This window comes from Streptomyces sp. NBC_01077 (assembly GCF_045162855.1).
GTDB lineage: Bacteria > Actinomycetota > Actinomycetes > Streptomycetales > Streptomycetaceae > Streptomyces.
In genome coordinates, this window is the sequence record NZ_CP108669.1 from 5,315,318 (window position 1) to 5,340,201 (window position 24,884).

Consider the following 24,884-nt stretch of genomic DNA (forward strand, 5'->3'; position numbering starts at 1 on the left):
CCCGGACGCCCCCGTCACGTCGCGCGGACCTCGTACCCCGTCACCCAGGACGCCCCCGTCACGCCGGACGCGTCCGTCACGTCGGGCGGACGACTCCGAGGATCTCCATCGAGCCCGCGCCCGCGAGCGTCACGTCCCGTCCCGGGCGCGGCGCGTGCACGATCGTGCCGCCTCCGACGTACATCCCGATGTGGCTCGCGTCCTTGAAGTAGACGATCAGGTCGCCCGGTCGCATGTCCTTGATGTCCACGCGTGGCAGCAGACGCCACTGCTCCTGCGAGGTGCGCGGTATCGGCCGGCCCGCCGTGCCCCAGGCGAGCTGGGTCAGCCCCGAGCAGTCGTACGTGTTCGGGCCCTCCGCGCCCCACTCGTACGGCTTGCCGATCTGCGCGGTCGCGAACTCGATCGCCTTCTTCGCCGCCGGCGTCGTGTCCGCCTTCAGGCCGGCGAGGACGCCGGTGCCGAGCCAGGTCGTCTGGGCCCGGGACTGCGCCAGCTCCTCAAGGCGCCGCAGCCGCTCCCGCTCCTCGGCGGCGAGTTCGGACTCCAGCTTCTTCGCGGCGGCGATCTTGCCCTGGATCTCCTTCTTCGCCTGGGCCTGCCGCACGCGGTTGGCCTCCAGCTTGGTCCAGTTGACGCCCGCGTCCTTGGCGTAGACGTCCAACTGGGCCTGGGTGCGGGTCATGTCGCCGAGCAGGTCCGTGGTGGCCTTCGCCCCGGCCTTGAGGCGTCCCGCGTTGTCGAGGAAGAGCTGTGGGTCGTTCGTGAGGACGAGCTGCGCGCCGTCGGGGAGCCCGCCGTTGCGGTACTGGGCGCGGGCGGTGGCACCGGCCTTGGCCTTGAGGGCCTCGATCTTCTCGCGGCCCTCCACGATCATCACGGCGACCCGGACGATCTCGGCGGACTGCTCCTCGGTCTTCTCCTCCGCGAGGTTGTACGCGTCGGTGGCGACGGCGGCCTGCCGGTAGAGGGTGTCTATCTCCTTGCGCACCTCCTCCAGGCTCTTCTTCGGCGGTGGAGGCGGGAGCGGTGCGGCGGCGGCCTGGAGGGTCAGCGCGGGCGAGGCCAGCACGGTCAAGGCGCAGATCATCGTGATCGCGGCGGTGGCGTGGCGGCGTCGGTTCACGAGCTCCCCCTCGAGTGACCAAATCTGATTTACCGTCAGTAACTTGACGGTGACCTTGGCGATAGTGCCATGCGAAACCGTAAAGCAACAGGGGAAACCGGGGCCTGTCGGGCCTGCTCCCCCCCCGGGGGACGAGAGATACGTGCGTGGCGTTCCCGACGTACCGGAAATTCAGCAGGAGTTAGGGAAAGAAGGGGCCCATGTGGTCACCTGCAAGGCGCTGATGCCCCCTCGACGCGCCGATGCCCCCCTCGCCGTCCCCGCGCCACCCGAGGTGGTCGTCCCCTCGCCCCCGAGGTGGTTCCCCTCGCCCCCGAGGTGGTCGTCCCCTCGCCCCCGAGGGGATCGTCCCCTTACCCCCGAGGTGCCAGCGCCTCCCACCGCACCGTCACTTCGCCCTGGCGCCACCGCCGGGGCCCGTCCGTCAGCGGCCAGTCCGCCGCCAGGTCGCGGACCGAACGGATCCACCGCTGCCGCGCGCCGAGCGAGGCGTACGGGGCCGCCGCCGCCCATGCCCGGTCGAAGTCCCGCAGGAACGCGTGCACCGGCTCGCCCGGCACGTTGCGGTGGATCAGCGCCTTCGGCAGCCGCTCCGCGAGGTCCGACGGCCGCTCCAGCGAACCGAGACGGGTCGCGAAGGTCACCGTCCGCGGCCCGCTCCCGTCGAGCGCCACCCATGCGTGCCGGCGCCCGATCTCGTCGCACGTGCCCTCCACGAGCAGCCCGCCCGGCGCGAGCCGCCCGCACAGGCGCTCCCAGACGGCCGCGACCTGCTCCTCGTCGTACTGGCGCAGCACGTTCGCGGCCCGGATCAGGGCGACCGGGCCGGGCACGGGCACCTCGAAGCCGCCGTGCAGGAAGGAGAGGCCCTCGTGTTCGTACGGCTTCGCCGCCTCGACGCGGGCGGGTTCGATCTCGATGCCGTAGAGGCGGGTGCGGGGTTCGGCGGTGCGCAGCCGGGCGAGGAGTTCGACCGCGGTCCAGGGGGCGGCTCCGTACCCGAGGTCCACGGCGAGCGGAGGCTCGGGGGAGCGGCGCAGGGCGGGTCCGTGGACGGCGGCGATCCAGCGGTCCATGCGGCGAAGTCGGTTGGGGTTGGTGGTCCCGCGGGTCGGGGTGCCGACGGGGCGGGTGGTGCGCGGGGCCATGCCGAAAGGTTACGGGGTGGGGGTGGAGGGCGGTGCGCCCTGGTAATGAATTGGTAAAGCGGCACCGGCGATGGAAATGAAAGGGTCCATTCCGGTGTTGTCCGGGCCGGAGGGCGCACCACGCCCTCCCGCCGTCATGCCCGCGGTGCACGAGCTCAGCCACGACGTGCTCAGCCGACTTGTCAGCCCGGACATGCCGGCCCGGACAGGTCAGCACCGACACGTTTCAGCACGACATGCCCGACATGTCAGCCCGACATGTTCGTCCCCGAGCGGAAGGACCGCCGACGTGAGCCAGTACGTGTCCCGGTTCGCCGGTACCCGGCACCGGCACCCGGCGCCGACCCGGCTCCGGCTCCCCGGCCGGAACCGCACCCCGCGCCGTGTGGCCATGCTCAGCGTCCACACCTCCCCGCTGCATCAGCCCGGCACGGGCGACGCGGGTGGCATGAACGTCTACATCGTCGAGCTGGCGAAACGACTCGCCGCCATCGACATCGAGGTCGAGATCTTCACCCGGGCCACCGCCGGCGGCCTCCCCCCGGTCGTCGAGCTCACCCCCGGCGTCCTCGTCCGGCACGTCGACGCCGGCCCCTACGAGGGCCTGGCCAAGGAAGAGCTGCCGGCCCAGCTGTGCGCCTTCACGCACGGCGTGATGCAGGCGTGGGCGGGCCACCGCCCCGGCCACTACGACCTGGTCCACTCCCACTACTGGCTCTCCGGCCATGTCGGCTGGCTCGCCGCCGAGCGCTGGGGCGTCCCGCTCGTCCACGCCATGCACACCATGGCGAAGGTCAAGAACGCGGCGCTCGCCGAGGGCGACACTCCCGAGCCCGCCGCCCGGGTGATCGGCGAGACGCAGATCGTCGACGCCGCCGACCGGCTGATCGCGAACACGGCCGAGGAGGCCGACGAGCTCGCCCGTTTCTACGACGCGGACCCCGGCAAGATCGCGGTCGTCCACCCGGGCGTCAACCTCGACCACTTCCGCCCCGCCGACGGCCGCGCCGCCGCCCGCGCCCGGCTCGGGCTGCCGCAGGACGCCTTCGTCCCGGTCTTCGCCGGCCGTATCCAGCCGCTGAAGGCCCCGGACATCCTGCTGCGCGCCGCCGCGGAGCTCCTGGACCAGGACCCGTCCCTTCGCTCCCGCATGATCGTTCCTGTGGTCGGCGGTCCGAGCGGCAGCGGCCTGGCGAAGCCGGAGGGCCTGCAGAAGCTGGCCGCCCGGCTCGGCATCGCCGACATCGTGCGCTTCCACCCGCCGGTGGGCCAGGACCGGCTCGCCGACTGGTTCCGCGCGGCGAGTGTCCTCGTCATGCCCTCGTACAGCGAGTCGTTCGGCCTGGTCGCGATCGAGGCGCAGGCGGCCGGCACTCCGGTCGTCGCGGCCGCGGTGGGCGGTCTGCCCGTCGCCGTACGGGACGACGTGACCGGCTTCCTCGTCCAGGGGCACGACCCGGTGGACTACGCCCGCGCGCTCGGCCGGTTCGTGGCGGACCCTTTGCTCTCGGCCCGGATGGGTGCGGCGGCGGCCCTGCACGCCGGGTCCTTCGGCTGGGACACGGCGGCCTCGGGCACGGCCGATGTGTACACGGCCGCCGTGCACGACCATCGCCTGCGCGAGAACCGCCGTCGCGTACGCTCCCACCATGGCTGAGGCTGAGGACGTCCGAAGGATCATCGAGGACACTTTCAAGGACGCGGAACTGGAGTGGGAGTCCCCCGAACCGGGCTCCTACGTGGTCAAACTGCCCGGCACGCGCAAGCTCTTCACCACGCTGTCGCTGCGCGCCGGGCGTCACTCGCTCTCCCTCAACGCCTTCGTCATCCGCCACCCGGACGAGAACGAGGCGGGCGTCCACCGCTGGCTGCTCGAACGCAACCTCAAGCTGTACGGGGTGAGTTACGCGGTCGACGGCCTCGGCGACATCTACCTCGCCGGCAAGCTCCCGCTCTCCGCCGTCACGCCCGACGAACTCGACCGGCTGCTCGGCTCGGTCCTGGAGGCCGCGGACGGCGATTTCAACACGCTCCTGGAGCTGGGCTTCGCGTCGGCGATCCGGCGCGAGTACGAGTGGCGGGTCTCGCGGGGCGAGTCGACCCGGAACCTCGACGCGTTCAAGAACCTGACCCAGAAGCCGACCAAGTAGCCGGCTGGCCAGGCGACGTAAATACCTGCCAACTGACCTCTTCCCGCAAGGGGCTTCCAGTGCCATGCTCACGCCCGACGCAGATCTGAACACCGTTCATATACGTGAAAGGTTCAGGGGCATGGCACTCAGCAGAAGGCAGTTCGTCGGCGGCGCGGTGGCAGTGGCGGGAGCGGCGGGCACGACGGGTTTCTCCCGGCCCACCCGCCCCGCGGGGCTCTGGGAGGAGTTCGAGGCCACCCCCTACACCCACCCCCAGATCCCCTACGTGGGCCGGGCCGGAGCCCACGGCGGCGCCCGCCGCTCACCCCGCCCGCGCGTGGTCGCGAACGCCCTCGCCCACGGAGCCACCCCCGACGCCCGTCGCGGAACGACTGATGTGCACGGCACCGACTCGGCGCCCGCGATCAACCGCGCCCTCGCGGAGGCGGGGGAGCGCGGCGGCGGCACGGTCCTGCTGCCGCCGGGCACGTACCGGATCGACGACTACCTCCGGATCGGCCACAGCGGCGTCGTCCTGCGCGGCGCGGGCTCCGGCCGCACGAAGCTGCTCGCCACCCGGAACCTCACCGAACTGATCGGCCCGTACGGCTCCCGCTACGGCGGCGACAAGTCCTCCTGGTCCTGGGCCGGCGGCCTGATCTGGCTCTCCCCGCGGGCGCGGCACGACTCCCTCGTCGCCGCGATCCGGGACCGGGCCTGGCCCTTCGAGGGCTGGACCGGCAACAAGCGCGACGAGTGGACCACCCTGACGACCGTCCGCCCGGCCCGCCGGGGCGACCGCTCGGTCACGGTCGACGACCCCTCGGCACTCAGACGCGGCCAACTGGTCGTCCTCCGCCTCGCCGACGACGCCGCTCACACCCTCCTGGAGCACATGGCGGGCGACGGCCCGGGCCCCCAGGCGTACGTCTGGGACGACAAGACGAAGCTGACCAGCTACGTCCCCTACGAGTGGCCCGTACGGATCACCGCCGTACGCGGCCGGACGGTGACCCTGGAGCGCCCGCTCCCCCTCGACGCGCGCCCGGAGTGGGACCCCCGACTGATCTCAGGGGCCGAGGCGCTCACCGACTCCGGGGTGGTGGGCCTGACCCTGGAGGCCATGGAGACGCCACAGTCCCCGCACCTCCTCGACAAGGGCTACAACGGCGTCACCCTCCAGTGCGCGTACGACTGCTGGGCGGAGGACGTGGTGGTCCGGCACGTCGACAACGGCTTCGGGCTCGTCGCCGCCTCCGCCTGCACCCTGCGCCGTACGCGGGTGGAGGGGCGCGGTTCCCACCACCCGTACTTCTGCCGGGAGGGTGCGCACGACAACCTGGTCGAGGACTTCCGCATCGCCGCCCGTACGGTCCCGGCTCCGGCCGGCACCCAGCTCCACGGCATCAACGTCGAGGGCCTGTCCAGCTACAACGTCTGGTCGCGCGGGGTGATGGAGACGGGCACCTTCGACACCCACCGGGGCATGCCCTTCGCGAACGTACGGACCGAGATCACGGTCGAGAACAACGGCCGCCACGGCGGCGACGCCTCCGCAGGCCCCCTCTACGGGGCCCGCTTCACGCACTGGAACGTGACGGTGACGAACGGCCGGGCCGGCCTGGTGAAGATCGACACCATCGCCCCGTACAGCGCGACGGTCGGGATCAGTGAAGTCCGCGAATTCGACCAGACCGACGTCCCGGACTTCACGGGCGACCTCCACGCGCGCGTGGAGGCGTACGGAAGCCCGGGATCGGTGCGTCCCCGGAACCTGTACGAGGCCCAGCGGGCGCTCAGCCGGAGGTAGCGCGGCCCCGGCCGCTCCGGTACTGGCCCGGCGTCGTGCCGAACTCGCGGCGAAAGGCGTGCGAGAGGGCGTACGGGGTGGCGTAGCCGACGCGGCGCGCGACCGTCGCCAGCGGATCCGGGGTGTCCCGGAGCAGGGCGGCGGCGCGCGTCAGCCGCCACCACGTCAGGTACGCCATCGGCGGCCGGCCGACCAGCGTGGTGAAGCGGCGGGCCAGCGTGGGCCGGGAGACGCCCGCCTCGGCCGCCAGCCGGTCGTTGGTCCAGGGGGCGGCCGGGTCGGAGTGCAGCGCCCGCAGGGCGGCGGCGGTCACGGGGTCGCCGAGCGCGGCAGGCCAGGTGCCGTCCGTGGTCTCGGCCAGCCAGGACCGGATCATGTAGACGAGCAGCAGGTCGAGCAGGCTGGGCAGCGCGACGGCCGAGCCGGGCCGCCGCTCGGCCGGCTCGCCCAGCTCGCCGCCCAGCAGGTCGACGGCGGCGCGGAGCTCGGGGTGGCGGCCGACGCGGTTCGGCAGGTGGACGAGCGGGGGCAGCTCGGCCAGGAGCGGGTGCGCGCGGCCGTGGTCGAGCCGGTACTTGCCGCAGACCATCTCGACCTCGCGCTCGCGCGTGTGGAAGGCGGGCAGGGGAGGCTGCGGCAGGGCCCGGTCGGCCCACCGGGCGAACGGCACCGCTCGTGCCACGGTCGCCGCGTCGGCGGGCGAGTCGGCGATGACGTGCCCCGTGCCGTGCGGGAGCAGCACGGCGTCCCCGGCGCCGAGCGCGACCGGGTCGCCGCCGTCGGGCAGCAGCCAGCAGCCGCCCTTCAGGACGACGTGGAAGCCCGCGCCGTCGTAAGGGTCCAGCCGGGCGCACCAACTGCCGCCGACCCGTACACGGTCGGAGGAGGGCCGCCCGATGCGTACGGCCGAGATCGCGTCGCTCACCAGGTCCATGGCGGCAGCGTAGACCGCCCTGACTCTCGCTCATGAGCGCTCATGAGACACACGCGTATTCGGTGGAGCAGATCAAGCATTGAGAGGCTCAATCGGCCCTCCCTAGGCTCGGCGACATGAACACGGAGAGCGCGCAGCGCATCGTGCTGGGAGACGTCGAGATCATCCGGGTCGTCGAGTGGCAGGGGCCGTTCGGCCCGGCCCGCGGCATCGTCCCGGGAGCCGGGGCCGAGGTGTGGAAGGACAACGAGGAGTGGCTCGCACCGGACCACTGGGCTCCGGACAGCGGCAGCGCGGTCATGGCGCTGCAGAGCTGGGTGCTGCGGAGCGGGGGCCGGACGGTCCTGGTCGACACGGGGGTGGGCGACGGGCGCGAGCGGCCGCACTCGCCGCACTTCCACCGGCGGCAGGACGACTTCCTGGGCCGCCTGGAGCGGGCCGGCATCCGCCCCGAGGACGTCGACGTCGTCGTCAACACCCACCTGCACGCCGACCACGTCGGCTGGAACACGCACGATGTCGACGGGGCGTGGGCGCCGACCTTCCCGAACGCCCAGTACCTCGTCCCGGCCGCCGACGACTTCCACTACGGCCCGGACAACGCGTACGGCAACGGCCTCCAGGAGGAGGACCGGCTCGTCTACGAGGACAGCGTCGCGCCCGTCCACCGCGCCGGGCAGGTCCGGCTGTGGGACGGCGTCCACCGCATCGACGAGAACCTGACCCTGGAGTCGGCGCCCGGCCACACGCCGGGTTCGGCGGTGCTGCGGCTCGCGTCCGGGGGAGACAGGGCGGTCTTCGTCGGAGACCTGCTGCACAGCCCCGTACAGATCCTCGACCCCTCGTGCGCCAGCTGCTTCTGCCTGGACCCGGGCCGGGCGGCGGCGAGCCGCCGCCGGATCCTGGAACGGGCCGCCGACGAACGGGAGCTGGTCGTGCCCGCGCACTTCGGCGGGGCCGGTGCCGCCGAAGTGCGCAGGGAGGGGGAGGGGTTCGGCCTCGTACGGTGGGCGGCGTACGGGACGGAGTGAGGGGCGCCGGGCCGGGGCGTCAGGCGCTGACGGAGGCCTGCCCGGGAACAGCGTCGGAGCCGGAGACACCGGCGTCGGCGCTCTCGCCCTTACGGGCCTGGGGAGCGTCCTGCGGCGAGGTGCCGTCCTGCCCCGAGGTGTCGTCCGCCAGGGCCTTGCGCAGTCGGGTCGTGTAACCGACGGCGGCGAGGACGCCGATCGCGGCGGTCGCCGCCCAGAGGACGTTCGGGCCGGGGCCGTCGACGATCGCGCCGGCGCCGATCGGGGCGACGAAACCGGCGACGGCCCAGGACATGCCCATGACGCCCTGGTAGCGGCCCCGGGCGTGCTCGGGGGCGAGGCGGGCGGTGGCGGCGGCGTTCGTCGGGACGTGGATCATCTCGCCGACCGTCCAGACGACGACGGTCGCGGCGAAGGCGACGGGGGACCCGGCGAGGGCGGTGGCGCCGGTGCCGAGGGCGAAGAGGAGGGAGGAGAGGCTGAGCAGGAGGACGGGGGAGCGCTTGTCGGTCAGCTTGTTGACGAGCAGTTGGAAGCCGACGATGACGATGCCGTTGACGGCGATGACGACGCCGTAGGAGGAGGGGGAGAGGCCCTGGCCCGCCATGGTGAGGGGCAGGCCGATCCAGGGGGCGGTGAAGACGAGGCAGACGAGGAGGTTGAGGAGGACGAGCGTGCGGAAGGGCGCGTCGCGCAGCACGGTGAACATGCTGACCTTGGCCTCGACGACCGGCTCGCCGGCCTTGTCGGTCCGGGCCTCGGGCCGGGTCTCGGGAAGGCGGAGGAAGACGATGACGGCGCACAGGACGGTGGCGACGGCATCGACGACGAAGAGGGTGCGGTAGCCGAGGAAGATCGCGGCACCGCCGCCGATGGAGGCGATGGCGAAGCCGAGGTTGAGGGCCCAGTAGTTGAGGGCGTAGGCCCGGCGCACCTCGTGGGCCGGGACCATGTCGGCGATGGTCGCGTTGATGGAGGGGCGGACGGCCTGCATGGCGACGCCCATGAGGAGGACGACCGTCGCGATGGCCCAGGCGCTGGTGACGACGGCGAGGGCGGCGGCGCAGGCGGCGGCCGCGAGGTGCATGGTGACCATGGTGGGGCGGCGGCCCCAGCGGTCGGTGAGCGTGCCGCCGAGCGGGGAACCGGCGACGCCGCCGAGGCCGTGGAGGGCGACGACGAGTCCGGCGAACCACGCCGAGTGCCCGAGTTCCACCGTCAGATAGAGGGAGAGGAAAGTCAGGACGAAAGCCCCGGTCCGATTGACCAGGGTCGACAGCCACAGCCACCAGAAGCCCTGCGGGAGGCCGGAAACCGTCGCGCGGGCTGATCGTCTGAGCGAGTCGATGGACATGTGTGGCCGGCCCCCTGGTGCATGTAAGTCCCTCTTATGGCACTCGTAACTTACGCATCTCGCAGGCCGGACGCCAGCGGATTGACGACGCGCGTCAATCGTCAGCGGTCTATTAGGCTCGTACGCATGGCCGACGCACCGTACAAGCTGATCCTCCTCCGCCACGGCGAGAGCGAGTGGAACGAGAAGAACCTGTTCACCGGTTGGGTGGACGTGAACCTCACCGCGAAGGGCGAGAAGGAGGCGACGCGCGGCGGCGAGCTGCTCAAGGACGCCGGCCTGCTGCCCGACGTACTGCACACCTCCCTCCAGAAGCGCGCCATCCGCACCGCCCAGCTCGCGCTGGAGTCCGCGGACCGCCACTGGATCCCGGTCCACCGCTCCTGGCGCCTGAACGAGCGCCACTACGGCGCCCTCCAGGGCAAGGACAAGGCCCAGACGCTCGCCGAGTTCGGCGAGGAGCAGTTCATGCTGTGGCGCCGCTCGTACGACACCCCGCCGCCGGCGCTCTCGGACGACAGCGAGTTCTCGCAGGCGCACGACCCGCGCTACGCGACGATCCCGCCGGAGCTGCGCCCGGACACCGAGTGCCTGAAGGACGTCGTGGAGCGGATGCTCCCGTACTGGTACGACGCGATCGTCCCGGACCTCCTGACGGGCCGCACGGTCCTGGTCGCGGCCCACGGCAACAGCCTCCGCGCCCTGGTCAAGCACCTCGACGGCATCTCGGACGAGGCCATCGCGGGCCTCAACATCCCGACGGGCATCCCGCTTGCCTACGAGCTGGACGAGAACTTCAAGCCCCTCAACCCGGGCGGCACCTACCTCGACCCGGAGGCCGCGGCGGCGGCGATCGAGGCGGTCAAGAACCAGGGCAAGAAGTAGCCCTACGCGTGATCAAGGCCCCCACCTGCGGTTTCTCCGCGAGTGGGGGCCTCGCTCATGCCGGGGCCGTGAGGCGCCGGCACCCAGGGGGGGCATGCCGGGTTCAGCCGGCGAGTGCGCCGAAGAAGGCGCGGACGTCGGTGACGAACGCCTCGGGCTGCTCCAGCGCGAGGAAGTTGCCGCCGCGCTCCAGCTCGGTCCAGTGGGTGATGTTGTGGTCCCGCTCTGCGAAGCGGCGGATGGCGACGTCGGTGCCCAGGGCTACGGCAACACCGGTCGGGACGGTGCCGCGAGCCTTCGGGGCCCACGCGCTCGCATCGTGGCCGGCCTCGTAATAGAGGTTCGCCGAGGAGCCGGCCGTGCCGCTGAACCAGTAGACGCTGATGTTCGTCAGCAGGCGGTCTCGACCCACGGCGTCCTCGGGAAGCTCGGCGGCGGGGTCCGTCCACTCCTTGAACTTCTCGGTGATCCAGGCGAGTTGGCCCACGGGCGAATCGTGCAGTCCATAGGCGAGGGTCTGCGGGCGGGTCGACTGGATGGCGTTGAAGCCCATCTTGTCCTGCTGGAAGTCCTCCAGCCGGGCGAGCCGCTCCTGCTCGCGCTCGGTGAGCCCCTCGAATTCGGCGGGGTCTCCCGAGGGGAAGGTGATCAGGCCGTTGACGTGGATGCCGATGACCCGATCGGGTGCCTGGCGCCCCATCTCGGCGGCGATCCAGGCGCCGCCACCCGTTCCCTGGACGCCGTAGGAGTCGTAGCCGAGCCGGCCCATCAGCTCGACGAACGCGCCGGCGATGCGTCCGGTGTTCCACCCGGCCTCGCCGAGCGGACCGGAGAAGCCGGTGCCGGGCGTCGAGGTCACGATGACGTGGAAGTCTTCCGCCAGTGGTCGGATCACCTCGACGAACTGCACGAACGAGCAGGGCCAGTCATGCAGCAGAAGCAGCGGGACGGCCGCCGGATTCTGCGAACGGACGTGCAGGAAGTGGATGTTCTGGCCGTCGATCTCGGTGGTGAACTGGGGGAACTCGTTGAGCTCCGCCTCCGCCTTGCGCCAGTCGAAACCGTCGGCCCAGTACGCGGCCAGGGCCTTGAGGTAGTCGGTGGGGACCCCCCGGCTCCAGCCGGTGCCGGGAATCTCGCTGCCCCAGCGGCTACGGGCCAGCCTGTCGTGCAGATCGTCTATCTCGGCCTGCGCGATGTCGATGCGGTACGGGTGGATCCGGGCGCCGGTGCTGCTGCTGATCTCCATGGATGAAACAGTATTCTCGATATAGGCACGTTGCGTTCCTAATGACACAACAGGCTGGGTTTCATGCTCGACACCTCTGCACGACTGCTGCGCCTGCTCTCTCTCCTGCAGACCCCGCGGGCTTGGCCGGGATCCGTACTGGCCGAGCGCCTGGGGGTGAGCGGCCGCACCGTCCGCAACGACATCGACCGACTGCGCGAGCTCGGCTATCCCGTGGACGCCACACGCGGATCCACCGGTGGCTACAAGCTGGGTGCCGGGGCGGCGGTGCCCCCGCTGCTCCTCGACGACGAGGAGGCCGTCGCGGTGACGATCGCGCTGCGCACCGCCGCGCAGGGCGCTGTCCCGGGCGCCGAGGAGAACGCGCTGAGGGCGCTGGTCAAGCTGGAGCAGGTGTTGCCCTCGCGGCTGCGCCGACGGGTGCGGGCACTCCAGAACTACACCGTGGCCGTGCCCGCCGACCGTCCGGCGCCGACCGTCTCCGCAGAGGTGCTGACCACCCTGGTGTCCGCCTGCCGCGACCAGGAACGACTGCGCTTCGACTACCTGGACCACGCCGGCGCGTCCACACGCCGCGTGGTGGAGCCGTACCGGGCGGTGAACTGGGGACGGCGCTGGTATCTGGTCGCGTGGGACGTCGAGCGCGAGGACTGGCGTACGTTCAGGATCGACCGGATCCAGCCCCGCACCCCGACAGGACCGCGCTTCGCTCCGCGCGAGCTGCCCGGCGGCGACGTTGCCTCGTACGTCTCCCGACGGGTGTCGAGCGCGGCCTGGCGCCACCACGCGCGCGTGACCGTCCATGCGCCGGCGACGGCGGTGATCGAGCGGATCAACCCTGCGGTCGGCACGGTCGAGGCCATCGACGCCGACAGCTGCGTCCTGACCACCGGGGCCGACACGGTGCAGACCCTCGCCGTCTATCTCGGCATGCTCGACTTCGACTTCGACGTCACCGAGCCGGAGGAACTCGTCACCCACCTCCGCCGGCTCGCGCTCCGCTATGGCCGCTCGACTCCGCCGCCCCGCTGAGGCGAGCCCCGGTTGGTGAGACCCGGGACTCGGGACTCGGGACTCGGGACTCGGGACTCGGGAGCCGGTACCCGTGGGCCGGGGGCGTCCGGGGGTTACCCCCCCGATCGGGCTACGGGTTCGCCGGATGTTCCCCGGGCATGAGTCCCGACCATGATCGTTTTCTGTGTCGGGCCGCACAGGCCCGGCACGCCGTGGACGAGAACGGGGAAACCGAATGCGACACAAGAGGCTCGGAGGAGCCATCGCCATGACGATCGTCATGGCATCGACCCTGGCCGCCGGGACGGCCCTGCCCGCCGTCGCGGCGGGACACCCGACCGGCGCCGGGAGCTCGGTCGACGGCGTCTGGCGCGTCGACGGCTACGGCACGGTCCTGTCGATCGCGGACGGGCACCTGCAGGAGTACCAGACCACGGCGATCAGCTGTGTACCCGGCGAGGAGGCCGTGCAGACGGCCCCGGGCACCTATCGCACCGAAGACAAGACCCTGCTCACGGTCCGCCCGCAGGGAACCCTGCACGTGGCCGGCTCCACCGGCGACCGCCGACTGCGGCGCCTCGCAGCGCTGCCGAAGACCTGCGACCACGTGCTGCCCACCGACCAGGTGACGGCATTGACGGCCTTCGACGTCTTCTGGCAGACCTTCGAGGAGAACTACCCCTTCTTCGCGGACCGGGGCATCGACTGGCACGCCGTCCGGGACACCTACCGCCCCAAGGTCCACGCGGACACCACCAGGGAGGAACTCCTCGCCCTCTTCGACGACATGGTGGCTCCGCTGAACGACGCGCACGTCTCCGTCTCCTACGGGAAGCTCCGTTCCGACCCGCACGTCCGGCCCGGCACCACGATCAGGCCCGATCTGCTGGACGCCAGGGCCAAGGCGCACATCATCCGTCGGGACCTCGGCGGGAAGAACCCGCAGGAGTTCGGGAACGGTCGCATCTCCTACGCCGACCTGCCCGACGGGCAGGGTTACCTGCGGATCTCCGGATTCGCGGGCTACGACCCGAACGACCGCACGTACGCCGGCCAGCTCGCCGAACTGGACCGGGCACTGGACGCAATCCTCACCCGTGAGCGCACGGACTCCCTCCGAGGACTGATCATCGACCTCCGGCTCAACGGCGGCGGCGACGACGCCCTGGGTGTGCACCTCGCCGGACGCCTGACCGACACCCCGCACCTCGCCTACCGCAAGCGCACCCAATACACCCCGCCGCAGTCCGTCCGGGTGGAACCGGCCCACGACGCCCCCCGCTACACCGGCCCCGTCGCCCTGCTCACGGCCGACACGACGTTCAGCGCGGGGGAGACCTTCACCCAGGCCCTCATCGACCGACCCGGCCGGACCGTCCGCGTCGGCGGACCGACCCAGGGCGTCTTCTCGGACATGCTGGAACGCTCGCTCCCGAACGGCATGGAGTTCTCGCTCCCGAACGAGGAGTTCCTGACCCGCACGGGGAGGACCTTCGACATCACCGGCATCCCCCCGCACCTGCCGACACCGGTCTTCACCGAGGAGGAGTTCGAGCAGAACCGCGACTCGGCCTTCGACACGGCCGTCGCGGCGCTGAAGCGCTGAAACCCTGAAACGCTGAGGCCCGGCACGCCGAGGCCCGAAGCACGGGAGCTGCGCCGGACGGGTGAGGGGGAAACCTTCCGGCGCGCGCTCTCCGCGTGGAGGCTGTGAGGAGGAGGCATGAGTGCGAAGGAATCCGTCCCCTCCCATGAAACGAGAACGTTCGTGCGTCTCCGGCACTCCTTCGCCGCCGCTTGCGGCGCCCTTGCCCTCACCGCCACCCTGGCCACGCCCGCCCACGCCGCGACCGGCGAGTTCCACTACCGGTACATCGGTATCAGCGGAGAGCCGCAGACCGGCACGCTGCTCGATCCGGCGAGCGGCGAGTGCGTCACGATCCCGGAGGCCGCCGACCCCGGCGCCTCAGAGCCCGCGTTCGCGCCGCACAACGACACCGACGAGTTCGCGATCGTCTTCACCGAGCCCGACTGCACGGGAGACTCCTGGACCCTGCGCCCCCACGGCCGGCCCGCCTCGGACCGGCTGAAGCTCCGCTCCGTGGTGTTCGTGCGCTAGGAGGCGGAAGGCGAGCGGGCGGCGGCTGGATCACTCGCGCCGCCCGGTTCCGTACCGGTCGTCGCCGCCGGGGCCGCCACCGCCCAGCCGCCGCCCCTCGCAGAAATCACGCGATGGCTGCCTGCGATCCGGCTATCGTCCGGGCCATGACCACCGCACTCCGCCTGGAGAAGATCACTCCCGCCACGATCGACGCCGCGCTCGACCTGCGCGTCCACCCCCACCAGGAGCGGAACGTCTCCCCCGTCGTGCGTTCCCTCGCCGAGGCGTACGCCTTCGGGGAGGCCGCCTGGCCGCGGCTGATCTTCGACGGCGACCGGCTCGTCGGCTTCCTGATGGCCTTCCTCGACCTCCCCTGGAACCCGAAGAAGGACCCCACCGACCGGCGCAGCGGTCTCTGGCGGCTCAACATCGCCGCCGAGGGGCAGGGCAAGGGGTACGGCCGCTTCGCCGTCGAAGCCGTCCGCGACGAGCTGCGGCGGCGCGGCGAGCAGCACCTGTACGTCACCTGGGAACCCGGCGACAACGGGCCCGGCGCCTTCTACCACCGTCTCGGTTTCCGTACGACGGGGGAGACCAGCGGCGACCAGACCGTCGGCGTGCTGGACATATAGAGGGAGAGGGGGTGGGGTGCGGATGCCGCACTCCACCCCCGCCCGGGTCAGCCGGAGCAGCCGCCGCACTGGCACGGGCCGCCCGACTGGCAGCCGCAGCCGCAGCCCGAGCCGCATCCGCAGGCGCCCAGGAGGGGCAGGTGCACCGCCTCGCGCGGCGCCTCCGGCCCGGAGTCGGTCACGGTCGTGGGGGATTCGGCCATGGTGGGTCCTCCCTTTCGAGGCGCACGTCGCCTCCCCCCATTGCATGCCCACCCGGACCGGCGCATCAACGGCGCATCGGCGCCCGCGCGGGTGAGCCGGTGGAGCCCGTGGGGCCCGTGGGGCTCGTGGGGTCCGTGGAGCCCGTGGAACCTGTAAGGCCTGCCCGGCGTCCCGTGGAACCCGTAAGGCCTGCCCGGCGGATCATGGCCGGAGCGACCCGACCCTGATCCGCCGGACGGGCGCTACGCGCCCTCGACCGGTGCGTCCGCCGCCTGCAGCTCGTCCGCGTGCTCACCCGTCACCAGGTACACCACACGCTTCGCCACCGACACCGCGTGGTCGGCGAACCGCTCGTAGTAGCGGCCGAGCAGCGTCACGTCGACCGCCGTCTCGATGCCGTGCTTCCAGCGGTCGTCGATCAGGTGCTGGAACAGCGTCCGGTGCAGCAGGTCCATCTCGTCGTCGTCCTGCTCCAGCTGGAGCGCCAGGTCGACGTCCTTCGTGATGATGACCTCCGCCGCCTTCGCCATCAGGCGCTGCGCCAGCTGCCCCATCTCCAGGATGGTCGCGTGCAGGTCCCGCGGCACCGCCGACTCCGGGAACCGCAGCCGCGCCAGCTTCGCCACGTGCTGTGCCAGGTCGCCCGACCGCTCCAGGTCGGCGCTCATGCGGAGCGAGGTCACCACTATCCGCAGATCCGTCGCCACTGGCTGCTGCCGCGCGAGCAGTGCGATGGCCCGGGCCTCCAGCTCGTGCTGGAGGTCGTCGACCTTCTGGTCCGCCGCGATCACGCTCTCCGCGAGCTTGAGATCCGCGTCGAGCATCGCCGTCGTGGCGCGCCCGACCGCCGACCCGACGAGTCGGGCCATCTCGACCAGGCTCTCGCCGATCGAGTCCAATTCCTCGTGGTACGCGTCCCGCATGGATGTCCCTCTCTACGCAAAGCTCCGGGGTCCGGGTGGGGCTTCGGACCCCCACGCTCCCACGTTCGGCCCCCTACGCGTCCGGTTCCACCCCCTCACATGAACCGGCACTTTCCCCAAGGTGAACTCTGGGCGACACGCGCCACCGCCCCCTGCGGGGCAAATGAACCGGCCCCGTCTTCACAGTGAACTCTGGGCGACGACTGTTCGAGCAGCCACTCGGACGGCTGGGAGGGAGTCGTCGCACCCGCATAACCTTGGAGGCATGGACGTGAACGCGGCGGTTGCCGCATTGGCCGCGATCGCCGGAGTGTGCACCGGCGTGATCGCCATGCTGGCGTTCCGCTGGAGCGAGCGCGACCAGGCGAGACCCACCCGAACCTCCCTGCACACCGACGCCGTGCTCCCGCCCGGCGTCGACACCGTGCTGTCCGTGCTGCGCTCCTCCGCGGTCGTCCTCGACGAGAGCGACTCCGTGGTGAAGGCGAGCTCGGCGGCGTACGCACTCGGCCTGGTCCGCGGCGGGAAACTGGCCATCGAGCCGATGCTCAACATGGCCCGCGACACCCGCCGTGACGGAGAGATACGGCAGGTCGAGCTGGACCTCGCCCGGCGAGGCAGCGGACGCGGCGAGGTCCTCGCCGTCTCCGCCCGGGTCGCCCCGCTGGGCTCGCGCCTCGTGCTGCTGCTGGTCGAGGACCTCACCGAGGCCCGTCGTATCGAAGCGGTGCGGCGCGACTTCGTCGCCAACGTGAGCCATGAGCTCAAGACCCCGACGGGCGCGCTGTCCCTGCTCTCCGAGGCGGTCATGGACGCCTCGGACGACCCCGAGGCGGTCACCCGCTTCGCCGGCCGCATGCAGATAGAGGCGACCCGCCTCACCAACCTCGTACAGGAGCTCATCGACCTCTCCCGCGTGCAGAACGACGACCCGCTGGAAGACTCCGAGCCCGTGTCCGTGGACGAACTCGTCGCCGAGGCGATCGACCGCTCCCGGCAGCCCGCCTCCACCAAGCAGATCACCATGGTGTCGGGGGGCGCGGCCGACCTGTACGTCTGGGGCAGCCGCGGTCAGCTCGCCGCCGCCCTGGGCAACCTCGTGGAGAACGCCGTCAACTACTCACCGGCCCGTACGAGGGTGGGCATCGCCGCCCGCCACATCGCGGCGCCCGGCGGGGACCTGATCGAGATAGCCGTGACCGACCAGGGCATCGGCATCTCCGAGAGGGACCGCGAGCGGATCTTCGAGCGCTTCTACCGCGTCGACCCGGCCCGCTCCCGTGCCACCGGCGGTACGGGGCTCGGCCTGGCCATCGTCAAGCACGTGGCCGCCTCCCACGGCGGAGAGGTCACCGTCTGGAGCACCGAGGGTCAGGGCTCCACCTTCACCTTGCGGCTGCCCGAGGCGGGCGCCGTACGGGACCGCCGACCCGCCTCGTCCCTCACCCCTGATCTCATGACCGAACCGCTTCCTGCCCCGGAGGTCCTTCCGTGACCCGAGTGCTTGTCGTCGAGGATGAGGAATCCTTCAGCGACGCTCTGTCCTACATGCTTCGCAAGGAAGGCTTCGAAGTCGCTGTAGCGGCGACCGGGCCCGACGGCCTCGACGAGTTCGAGCGCAACGGGGCCGACCTCGTTCTCCTCGACCTGATGCTTCCGGGGCTGCCCGGTACCGAGGTGTGCCGTCAGCTGCGCGGCCGCTCGAACGTCCCCGTCATCATGGTGACGGCCAAGGACAGCGAGATCGACAAGGTCGTCGGGCTGGAGATAGGAGCCGACGACTACGTGACGAAGCCCTTCTCCTCGCGGGAGCTGGTCGCCCGCATCCGCGCGGTCCTGCGCCGCCGCGGTGAGCCGGAGGAGGTCACCCCCGCGGCCCTGGAGGCCGGCCCGGTCCGTATGGACGTCGACCGCCACGTGGTGACGGTCGCGGGCGGCAAGGTCGACCTGCCCCTGAAGGAGTTCGACCTCCTGGAGATGCTGCTGCGCAACGCGGGCCGCGTGCTGACCCGTATGCAGCTCATCGACCGGGTCTGGGGCGCGGACTACGTCGGCGACACCAAGACCCTCGACGTCCACGTCAAGCGCCTCCGCGCCAAGATCGAGCCGGACCCGGGCGCCCCGCGCTACCTGGTCACGGTCCGAGGCCTGGGCTACAAGTTCGAGCCGTAAACCGGTACGCGGGCCCGTCCGCTCTCCAGCGGTACGCGGGTCCGCACGCTCTCCAGCGGTGAAGAACAGCACGCCATACGCCTGAAGGGCGCCCTCCCCGGCCGGGGAGGGCGCCCTTCAGGCGTATGTACGGCCGTACCGGTCAGTGACCGGCCGTGTGGCTCGCCTCGCCCGACGGCTCGCCCGTGGCCTCGCCGCCGTGCTCACCGCCGTGCTCGCCCTCGGCCTCGCCCGACGGCGACGCGGTGGCGGTCGGCTTGGTGCCCGGGGGCGCCGGGACGACGGTCGGGCCGAAGTCCTTGAAGTACGTGGTCGCCGGGACGACGAAGGCGCTCAGGCTCACGTCGCCGGTCTTGCTCAGCTTGAAGACGACCCTCTGCGCGTCACCGTTGCGGGCGGCCTCGCTGCCGTTCTCGATGACGGCGGAGGCGTTGCCCGCGCCGCCGAGGATGACGGAGCCGCCGGCCGGGACGGTGATCGGGCCGGTGCCCTCGGCCGCCTTCAGCGTCACGGACGCGCTGCTGCCCGGGAGGCTGATGGAGTCGAGCGTCTGGGGCAGGTCACCGTTGTTGAAGACGGTGGCCGAGACGACGGCCGGGCCCTTGACGCCGGGCTCGGGCTGGGTGATCACGAGCGCGTTCTGGATCTTGACGTCGTCCACCGTGACGGCGGCGTTGTCCGGCCGGACGCCGAGCGTCTGCGCGTCGTTGCCCGCCCCACAGGCGGACAGTGCGGCAACGGAGAAAACGATGGCGGTGGCGGCGAGGGCGCCGCGTCGAAGGCTGCGGCTCACGGCGGCGGCATCTCCTATGACGTACGGACAGGCTATGGACAGGCTTCGGAACCAAGGTCCAACTAAAGGTGCGTCAGCGCGCTTAGGTTACCGAGCCGCACTCTCCGTCCCGCACCCGACCCGCCCCTAACCGGCCATGGGCGTCTCGGGGGCGCGCCGGGGGCGCCCCGCGGGCCGTCCTGCTCGTCGCCCTACGTGAGCAGGCCGTGGCCGGATCACGACCCATTGACCTGTTGTTCACATAACCGCCTTGATCAATTCGAGGGCCGCCCCGCATTCCCCGGAGCCGTGCCTCCGGAAAATCCCGGACCCGCGTCCGCTGATCAATTGCGGAATCACCCCGTGATGCATCCGTACGGGTGGACGATCCTCGAACGGAGTACGTTGGTAAGCCCACTCCGAACCCGACAAAACGGGGCATCGACCCTCCCTGGAGGGGCTTCGGGTAGGTGTAACGTGCGCGTTTCTCTCCGTCCGCGCAGCCGCTCCGACCTGCGAATACCGCCTTCCGGAAGCCCTCCGCAGCACGTTCGTGTCGCTGTTGTCAAGCCCCGAGATATGCCCTGACCTGCGAAAACGCCATTCAGAAGAAGCCGTATCCGTGTTACCCTGGATAGCCACGGAAGGGGTACCTGTCACATGACGTTCAAGGTTGGCGACACCGTGGTCTATCCCCATCACGGGGCCGCGCTGATCGAGGCCATCGAAACTCGCCAGATCAAAGGCGTGGACAAGACCTACTTGGTGCTCAAGGTCGCGCAGGGCGACCTGACGGTTCGTGTACCGGCGGACAATGCGGAGTTCGTCGGTGTTCGCGACGTAGTCGGTCAGGACGGGCTGGACCGGGTCTTCGAGGTGCTTCGCGCGCCGTACGCAGAAGAGCCGACGAACTGGTCCCGTCGCTACAAGGCAAATCTCGAGAAGCTCGCCTCTGGCGATGTCATCAAGGTCGCCGAAGTAGTCCGCGACCTGTGGCGGCGTGAGCGCGAGCGCGGTCTCTCCGCCGGTGAGAAGCGCATGCTCGCCAAGGCTCGGCAGATCCTGGTCAGCGAGCTGGCCCTCGCGGAGAACACGAACGAGGACAAGGCCGAGGCTCTCCTCGACGAGGTCCTCGCGTCCTGAGCGTGCTCTGACGACATCCGAGCGCGCTCCCAAGTGAAGCGATGCCGCGGTGCCCGCTGGCGTGCTGTGACCCACACAGTGCTGCCGCCGGGCGCTGCGGCATGTTCATGTACGTACTGTCCACGTACGCGTACGCCACGTACGCATGTTCATGTACGTACGTCCACATCCCCCTCTTACTTACTCACGTCCGAACCCCTGTGCTCGGGCGGCACGCCTCGACCGTCGTCACGGAAAGGGCCCGGTCAAGGCGGAGCGTCCGGCACGGTGAGGCCATACCCATGTCGGCCGCGGAAACAAACCTGCCGGAGTGCAACCGATGTCAGACGAAGCGCGTCCTCCTCGTACCGCCGTGGTGATCCCGGCGGCCGGACGGGGCGTACGCCTCGGTCCGGGCGCCCCCAAGGCGCTGCGCGCGCTGAACGGCACCCCCATGCTCATCCACGCCGTCCGTGCGATGGCCGCCTCCCGCGCGGTCTCGCTCGTCGTCGTGGTCGCCCCCTCCGACGGCGCCGCCGAGGTCAAGAACCTCCTCGACGCCCACGCCCTCCCCGAGCGGACCGACTACCTCGTCGTTCCCGGCGGTGACACCCGCCAGGAGTCCGTACGCCTCGGGCTCGACGCGCTCCCCGAGGGCATCACCACCGTCCTCGTCCACGACGCGGCCCGCCCGCTCGTCCCCGTCGACACCGTCGACGCGGTCATCGAGGCCGTTCGGGACGGGGCCGTCGCCGTCGTCCCCGCGCTGCCCGTCGCCGACACCGTCAAGGAGGTCGAGCCGGCCGAGAAGCCGGGCGACCCCGAGCAGGTCGTCGCCACCCCGGTCCGGGCCCGGCTGCGCGCCGTCCAGACCCCGCAGGGCTTCGACCACGACACCCTGGTCAACGCCCACGCCACCATCGCCCTCACCGGTGAGGGCGCCACCGACGACGCCGGCATGGTCGAGCGGCTCGGCGCGCCCGTCGTCGTCGTGCCCGGCCACGAAGAGGCCTTCAAGGTGACCCGCCCCCTCGACCTCGTCCTCGCCGAGGCCGTACTCGCCCGCAGGAGGGCCAACGATGGCTTCTGATCTCCCCGTGCTGCCGCGCACCGGCATCGGCACCGACGTCCACGCCTTCGAGGAGGGCCGCGAACTCTGGTGCGCGGGCCTCCTCTGGGAGGGCGAGGAATACGGTCTCGCCGGGCACTCCGACGGCGACGTCGCCGCCCACGCCGCCTGCGACGCGCTCTTCTCCGCCGCCGGCATCGGCGACCTCGGCGCCCACTTCGGCACCTCGCGCCCCGAGTACTCCGGCGCCTCCGGCGTCACCCTCCTCGCGGAGGCCGCCCGGATCGTCCGCGCCGAGGGGTACGAGATCGGCAACATCGCCGTCCAGGTCATCGGGGTCCGCCCCAAGGTCGGCAAGCGGCGTGCCGAGGCCCAGAAGGCGCTGAGCGAGGCGGCCGGCGCACCGGTCTCCGTCTCGGGCACCACGACGGACGGGCTCGGTCTGACGGGCCGCGCCGAGGGCCTCGCGGCGCTGGCGACGGCCCTCGTGTACCCGGTGGCGCGCGCGTAACCACGCTCAAGCGCGCGCGCAACAAGCGCTCTGGCGCGCGCGTGACCACTTCGAGCGCGACCTCGTCACGTTCGACCCGCGACCGTCGTCACGTTCCGGCGCGACGGTCATCACGTTCACCGGTACCGGCATCCGCCGGTACCGGTGAAAAACGTCATCGGAGACGGCGAACAGGTATCGGGGCACTACCACACGCCCACTACCCTGGAGTGGTGACTATTCGCCTGTACGACACCAGCGCCCGGCAGATCCGTGACTTCACCCCGCTCACGCCGGGCCAGGTCTCGATCTACCTCTGTGGTGCCACCGTCCAGGCGGCCCCGCACATCGGGCACATCCGGTCGGGGCTGAACTTCGACATCATGCGCCGCTGGTTCGCGTACCGCGGCTACGACGTCACGTTCATCCGCAACGTCACCGACATCGACGACAAGATCATCGCCAAGGGCGTGGACCAGGGCCGCCCCTGGTGGTCCATCGGCTACGAGAACGAGCGCGCGTTCAACTCGGGCTACGACGCCCTCAGTTGCCTGCCGCCCACCTACGAGCCCCGCGCCACCGGGCACGTCCCCGAGATGATCGAGATGATGCGCGGCCTCATCGAGCGCGGTCACGCGTACGAGGCCGACGGCAGCGTCTACTTCGACGTGCGCTCCTTCCCCGGCTACCTGGAGCTGTCCAACCAGGACATCGACGACCTGCGCCAGCCCGCCGAGGACGGCATCACCGGCAAGCGCGACCCGCGCGACTTCGCGATGTGGAAGGCGACCAAGCCGGGCGAGCCCGACTGGGAGACGCCCTGGGGCCGCGGCCGCCCCGGCTGGCACCTGGAGTGCTCGGCCATGGCCCACAAGTACCTGGGCTCCGCCTTCGACATCCACGGCGGCGGCCTCGACCTGATCTTCCCGCACCACGAGAACGAGATCGCCCAGGCCAAAGCCTTCGGCGACGCGTTCGCGCAGTACTGGGTGCACAACGCCTGGGTCACCATGAGCGGCGAGAAGATGTCGAAGTCGCTCGGCAACAGCGTGCTGGTGTCCGAGATGGTGAAGAAGTGGCGCCCCATCGTGCTGCGCTACTACCTCGGCACCCCGCACTACCGGTCGATGATCGAGTACAGCGAGGAGGCCCTGCGCGAGGCCGAGTCGGCGTTCGCCCGGATCGAGGGCTTCGTCCAGCGCGCCACCGAGAAGGCCGGGAAGGACGTCGCCCCCGCCGCCGAGGTGCCGCCGGCCTTCGCCGAGGCCATGGACGACGACCTGGGCGTGCCGCACGCGCTCGCGATCATCCACACCACCGTCCGCCAGGGCAACAGCGCCCTCGCCGCGGACGACAAGGACGAGGCCATCGCACGCCTCGCCGAGGTCCGTGCCATGCTCGGCGTCCTCGGCCTGGACCCGCTCGACCCGCACTGGGCCGAGGAGACCGGTGGCGGCGAAGAGCTCCACGGCGCCGTCGACACCCTCGTACGGCTCGTGCTCCAGCAGCGCGAATCGGCGCGTGAGCGCAAGGACTGGGCGACCGCGGACGCGATCCGCGACCAGCTCAACCAGTCCGGCCTCGCCATCGAGGACAGCCCCGACGGCCCCCGCTGGACGCTGGGCAACCGTTAGAAGACGTGCCGCTCGGGCCTCCGGGCGGCACACTTCAGTTACAGACCTATGTACGCAACACCGAGGATTAGGTAGTCATGGCCGGGAACAGCCAGCGCAGGAACCGTCGCACGTCCAACAAGAAGGGTGCGACGATCGGCAGCGGTGGCCAGCGGCGCAAGGGCCTCGAAGGCAAGGGCCCGACGCCCAAGGCCACCGACCGCAAGGGCCACAAGGCGTTCCGCGTCAACAACGCGATGGCCCGGAACGTGGCCAAGCGCAAGCCCGTCGTCCGCCGCGGCGGCAAGGGCCAGTCCGAGATGGTCGTCGGCCGCAACCCCGTCTTCGAGGCGCTGCGCGACGGCGTGCCCGCCTCGACCCTGTACGTGCAGCAGTTCATCGACAACGACGAGCGCGTGCGCGAGGCCCTGAACCTCGCCACCGGCCGCGGCAACATCAACATCATGGAGGCGCCGCGCCCCGAGCTCGACCGGATGACGAACGGCCTGAACCACCAGGGCCTCGTCCTCCAGGTCCCGCCGTACGAGTACGCGCACCCCGAGGACCTCGTCACGGCCGCGTTCGACGACCACGACGACCCGCTGATCGTCGCCCTCGACGGCATCACCGACCCGCGCAACCTCGGCGCCGTCGTCCGCTCCGTCTCCGCCTTCGGCGGCCACGGAGTCGTCGTCCCCGAGCGGCGCGCCGCCGGCATGACCGCCGGTGCCTGGAAGACCTCGGCCGGCACCGCCGCCCGTACCCCGGTCGCCCGCGCCACCAACCTGACGCGCTGCCTGGAGCAGTACCAGAAGGCCGGTGTCACGGTCGTCGGCCTCGCCGCCGACGGTGACCGCGACGTGCACGAGCTGGAGGAGCTGGGCGGTCCGGTCGTCATCGTCGTCGGCTCCGAGGGCAAGGGCCTGTCCCGCCTCGTCGGCGAGACCTGCGACTTCCTCGTCCGCATCCCGATGCCGGGTGGCGCCGAGTCGTTGAACGCCGGTGTCGCCGCCGGTGTCGTGCTCTACGAGGCGGCCCGCCGCCGGATGGCCCGCTGACACCGCGCCTGTAGTACTTTCCGGCCCCGGCCGTGGCGTGATCTT

General features: G+C 71.2%; 24 protein-coding genes. 16 read left to right on the forward strand and 8 right to left on the reverse strand.

Annotated features, from left to right (window positions below; all coding sequences use genetic code 11):
* Positions 1 to 76: 76 nt before the first annotated feature.
* Positions 77 to 1,126 carry a C40 family peptidase gene (locus OG462_RS24010; protein ID WP_406060567.1) on the reverse strand — a complete coding sequence of 350 codons (1,050 nt, stop codon included), beginning with the start codon at positions 1,124 to 1,126 and terminating at the stop codon, positions 77 to 79.
* Positions 1,127 to 1,479: 353 nt separating this feature from the next.
* The gene (locus OG462_RS24015) at positions 1,480 to 2,274 is read right to left on the reverse strand and encodes a class I SAM-dependent methyltransferase (protein WP_406060569.1); all 795 of its coding nucleotides are present in this window, start codon (positions 2,272 to 2,274) and stop codon (positions 1,480 to 1,482) included.
* A gap of 289 nt (positions 2,275 to 2,563) precedes the next feature.
* Between OG462_RS24015 and mshA the strand changes: the two genes are divergently transcribed.
* From mshA to OG462_RS24030, 3 genes are all read left to right on the forward strand, one after another.
* Positions 2,564 to 3,931 carry a D-inositol-3-phosphate glycosyltransferase gene (gene mshA / locus OG462_RS24020; protein WP_406060571.1) on the forward strand — a complete coding sequence of 456 codons (1,368 nt, stop codon included), beginning with the start codon at positions 2,564 to 2,566 and terminating at the stop codon, positions 3,929 to 3,931.
* Entirely contained in the window at positions 3,924 to 4,424 is a 501-nt protein-coding gene (locus OG462_RS24025) for a YbjN domain-containing protein (protein ID WP_406060573.1), read from the forward strand. The genes mshA and OG462_RS24025 overlap by 8 nt, the downstream gene beginning before the upstream one ends.
* Before the next feature lie 121 nt (positions 4,425 to 4,545).
* A complete protein-coding gene (locus OG462_RS24030; protein WP_406060574.1) occupies positions 4,546 to 6,216 on the forward strand; it encodes a glycosyl hydrolase family 28-related protein in 1,671 nt (556 codons plus the stop codon).
* On the opposite strand, the gene OG462_RS24035 is transcribed toward OG462_RS24030, so the two are convergent.
* Complete coding sequence (locus OG462_RS24035; RefSeq protein WP_406060576.1) at positions 6,203 to 7,150, reverse strand: AraC family transcriptional regulator; 948 nt, start codon at positions 7,148 to 7,150, stop codon at positions 6,203 to 6,205. The genes OG462_RS24030 and OG462_RS24035 overlap by 14 nt on opposite strands.
* Before the next feature lie 116 nt (positions 7,151 to 7,266).
* Here OG462_RS24035 and OG462_RS24040 point away from each other — a divergent pair, with 116 nt between their 5' ends.
* Entirely contained in the window at positions 7,267 to 8,181 is a 915-nt protein-coding gene (locus tag OG462_RS24040; RefSeq protein ID WP_406060578.1) for an MBL fold metallo-hydrolase, read from the forward strand.
* Positions 8,182 to 8,200: 19 nt separating this feature from the next.
* On the opposite strand, the gene OG462_RS24045 is transcribed toward OG462_RS24040, so the two are convergent.
* Positions 8,201 to 9,535: an MDR family MFS transporter gene (locus OG462_RS24045; protein ID WP_406060579.1), complete on the reverse strand. Its 1,335-nt coding sequence runs from the start codon at positions 9,533 to 9,535 to the stop codon at positions 8,201 to 8,203.
* Between the two features lie 126 nt (positions 9,536 to 9,661).
* On the opposite strand from OG462_RS24045, the gene OG462_RS24050 reads away from it, so the two are divergent.
* Positions 9,662 to 10,420 carry a phosphoglyceromutase gene (locus OG462_RS24050; RefSeq protein WP_406060581.1) on the forward strand — a complete coding sequence of 253 codons (759 nt, stop codon included), beginning with the start codon at positions 9,662 to 9,664 and terminating at the stop codon, positions 10,418 to 10,420.
* Between the two features lie 103 nt (positions 10,421 to 10,523).
* On the opposite strand, the gene OG462_RS24055 is transcribed toward OG462_RS24050, so the two are convergent.
* On the reverse strand, positions 10,524 to 11,669 hold the full coding sequence (locus tag OG462_RS24055) for an epoxide hydrolase family protein (RefSeq protein WP_406060583.1): 1,146 nt from the start codon (positions 11,667 to 11,669) through the stop codon (positions 10,524 to 10,526).
* 63 nt (positions 11,670 to 11,732) lie between these two features.
* On the opposite strand from OG462_RS24055, the gene OG462_RS24060 reads away from it, so the two are divergent.
* The 4 genes from OG462_RS24060 to OG462_RS24075 all read left to right on the forward strand — a co-directional run bounded on the left by OG462_RS24060 (position 11,733) and on the right by OG462_RS24075 (position 15,416).
* Positions 11,733 to 12,701, forward strand: coding sequence for a helix-turn-helix transcriptional regulator (locus OG462_RS24060; protein ID WP_406060585.1), 969 nt, complete (start codon positions 11,733 to 11,735; stop codon positions 12,699 to 12,701).
* Between the two features lie 250 nt (positions 12,702 to 12,951).
* The gene (locus OG462_RS24065; protein ID WP_406060587.1) at positions 12,952 to 14,289 is read left to right on the forward strand and encodes a S41 family peptidase; all 1,338 of its coding nucleotides are present in this window, start codon (positions 12,952 to 12,954) and stop codon (positions 14,287 to 14,289) included.
* Positions 14,290 to 14,406: 117 nt separating this feature from the next.
* Positions 14,407 to 14,802: a hypothetical protein gene (locus OG462_RS24070; protein WP_406060589.1), complete on the forward strand. Its 396-nt coding sequence runs from the start codon at positions 14,407 to 14,409 to the stop codon at positions 14,800 to 14,802.
* Between the two features lie 146 nt (positions 14,803 to 14,948).
* A complete protein-coding gene (locus tag OG462_RS24075) occupies positions 14,949 to 15,416 on the forward strand; it encodes a GNAT family N-acetyltransferase (protein WP_406060591.1) in 468 nt (155 codons plus the stop codon).
* Positions 15,417 to 15,463: 47 nt separating this feature from the next.
* Here the strand turns inward: OG462_RS24075 and OG462_RS24080 are convergent, their stop codons facing one another.
* Together OG462_RS24080 and phoU are read right to left on the reverse strand one after the other, a co-directional pair.
* Positions 15,464 to 15,619, reverse strand: a complete 156-nt coding sequence (locus OG462_RS24080) for a hypothetical protein (RefSeq protein ID WP_406060593.1) — start codon at positions 15,617 to 15,619, stop codon at positions 15,464 to 15,466.
* A gap of 243 nt (positions 15,620 to 15,862) precedes the next feature.
* Complete coding sequence (phoU, locus tag OG462_RS24085) at positions 15,863 to 16,543, reverse strand: phosphate signaling complex protein PhoU (RefSeq protein ID WP_030323218.1); 681 nt, start codon at positions 16,541 to 16,543, stop codon at positions 15,863 to 15,865.
* A 265-nt stretch (positions 16,544 to 16,808) separates the two neighbouring features.
* Between phoU and OG462_RS24090 the strand changes: the two genes are divergently transcribed.
* Together OG462_RS24090 and OG462_RS24095 are read left to right on the forward strand one after the other, a co-directional pair.
* Positions 16,809 to 18,038, forward strand: a complete 1,230-nt coding sequence (locus tag OG462_RS24090; RefSeq protein WP_406060595.1) for a sensor histidine kinase — start codon at positions 16,809 to 16,811, stop codon at positions 18,036 to 18,038.
* A complete protein-coding gene (locus OG462_RS24095; RefSeq protein ID WP_015035162.1) occupies positions 18,035 to 18,715 on the forward strand; it encodes a response regulator transcription factor in 681 nt (226 codons plus the stop codon). Before OG462_RS24090 ends, OG462_RS24095 begins: the two co-directional genes overlap by 4 nt.
* A gap of 142 nt (positions 18,716 to 18,857) precedes the next feature.
* On the opposite strand, the gene OG462_RS24100 is transcribed toward OG462_RS24095, so the two are convergent.
* The gene (locus tag OG462_RS24100; protein ID WP_406060597.1) at positions 18,858 to 19,508 is read right to left on the reverse strand and encodes a DUF461 domain-containing protein; all 651 of its coding nucleotides are present in this window, start codon (positions 19,506 to 19,508) and stop codon (positions 18,858 to 18,860) included.
* A gap of 639 nt (positions 19,509 to 20,147) precedes the next feature.
* Between OG462_RS24100 and OG462_RS24105 the strand changes: the two genes are divergently transcribed.
* The 5 genes from OG462_RS24105 to rlmB all read left to right on the forward strand — a co-directional run bounded on the left by OG462_RS24105 (position 20,148) and on the right by rlmB (position 24,839).
* Positions 20,148 to 20,630, forward strand: a complete 483-nt coding sequence (locus OG462_RS24105; RefSeq protein ID WP_003953493.1) for a CarD family transcriptional regulator — start codon at positions 20,148 to 20,150, stop codon at positions 20,628 to 20,630.
* Positions 20,631 to 20,949: 319 nt separating this feature from the next.
* Positions 20,950 to 21,699: a 2-C-methyl-D-erythritol 4-phosphate cytidylyltransferase gene (gene ispD / locus OG462_RS24110; RefSeq protein ID WP_406060599.1), complete on the forward strand. Its 750-nt coding sequence runs from the start codon at positions 20,950 to 20,952 to the stop codon at positions 21,697 to 21,699.
* Positions 21,689 to 22,189, forward strand: a complete 501-nt coding sequence (ispF, locus tag OG462_RS24115) for a 2-C-methyl-D-erythritol 2,4-cyclodiphosphate synthase (protein ID WP_406060601.1) — start codon at positions 21,689 to 21,691, stop codon at positions 22,187 to 22,189. Before ispD ends, ispF begins: the two co-directional genes overlap by 11 nt.
* Before the next feature lie 212 nt (positions 22,190 to 22,401).
* Positions 22,402 to 23,802, forward strand: coding sequence for a cysteine--tRNA ligase (gene cysS / locus OG462_RS24120; RefSeq protein WP_406060602.1), 1,401 nt, complete (start codon positions 22,402 to 22,404; stop codon positions 23,800 to 23,802).
* Between the two features lie 77 nt (positions 23,803 to 23,879).
* A complete protein-coding gene (gene rlmB, locus OG462_RS24125; protein ID WP_406060603.1) occupies positions 23,880 to 24,839 on the forward strand; it encodes a 23S rRNA (guanosine(2251)-2'-O)-methyltransferase RlmB in 960 nt (319 codons plus the stop codon).
* Positions 24,840 to 24,884: the final 45 nt, after the last annotated feature.

Coding starts and splice junctions, on each gene's coding strand:
- OG462_RS24050 (WP_406060581.1), top strand. CDS start 9,662: ATGGCCGACGCACCGTACAAGCTGATCCTCCTCCGCCACGGCGAGAGC.
- rlmB (WP_406060603.1), top strand. CDS start 23,880: ATGGCCGGGAACAGCCAGCGCAGGAACCGTCGCACGTCCAACAAGAAG.
- OG462_RS24105 (WP_003953493.1), top strand. CDS start 20,148: ATGACGTTCAAGGTTGGCGACACCGTGGTCTATCCCCATCACGGGGCC.
- OG462_RS24070 (WP_406060589.1), top strand. CDS start 14,407: ATGAGTGCGAAGGAATCCGTCCCCTCCCATGAAACGAGAACGTTCGTG.
- ispD (WP_406060599.1), top strand. CDS start 20,950: ATGTCAGACGAAGCGCGTCCTCCTCGTACCGCCGTGGTGATCCCGGCG.
- OG462_RS24080 (WP_406060593.1), bottom strand. CDS start 15,619: ATGGCCGAATCCCCCACGACCGTGACCGACTCCGGGCCGGAGGCGCCG.
- OG462_RS24090 (WP_406060595.1), top strand. CDS start 16,809: ATGGACGTGAACGCGGCGGTTGCCGCATTGGCCGCGATCGCCGGAGTG.
- OG462_RS24015 (WP_406060569.1), bottom strand. CDS start 2,274: ATGGCCCCGCGCACCACCCGCCCCGTCGGCACCCCGACCCGCGGGACC.
- OG462_RS24045 (WP_406060579.1), bottom strand. CDS start 9,535: ATGTCCATCGACTCGCTCAGACGATCAGCCCGCGCGACGGTTTCCGGC.
- OG462_RS24065 (WP_406060587.1), top strand. CDS start 12,952: ATGACGATCGTCATGGCATCGACCCTGGCCGCCGGGACGGCCCTGCCC.
- OG462_RS24060 (WP_406060585.1), top strand. CDS start 11,733: ATGCTCGACACCTCTGCACGACTGCTGCGCCTGCTCTCTCTCCTGCAG.
- OG462_RS24025 (WP_406060573.1), top strand. CDS start 3,924: ATGGCTGAGGCTGAGGACGTCCGAAGGATCATCGAGGACACTTTCAAG.
- OG462_RS24075 (WP_406060591.1), top strand. CDS start 14,949: ATGACCACCGCACTCCGCCTGGAGAAGATCACTCCCGCCACGATCGAC.
- ispF (WP_406060601.1), top strand. CDS start 21,689: ATGGCTTCTGATCTCCCCGTGCTGCCGCGCACCGGCATCGGCACCGAC.
- OG462_RS24040 (WP_406060578.1), top strand. CDS start 7,267: ATGAACACGGAGAGCGCGCAGCGCATCGTGCTGGGAGACGTCGAGATC.
- OG462_RS24055 (WP_406060583.1), bottom strand. CDS start 11,669: ATGGAGATCAGCAGCAGCACCGGCGCCCGGATCCACCCGTACCGCATC.
- OG462_RS24035 (WP_406060576.1), bottom strand. CDS start 7,150: ATGGACCTGGTGAGCGACGCGATCTCGGCCGTACGCATCGGGCGGCCC.
- OG462_RS24030 (WP_406060574.1), top strand. CDS start 4,546: ATGGCACTCAGCAGAAGGCAGTTCGTCGGCGGCGCGGTGGCAGTGGCG.
- phoU (WP_030323218.1), bottom strand. CDS start 16,543: ATGCGGGACGCGTACCACGAGGAATTGGACTCGATCGGCGAGAGCCTG.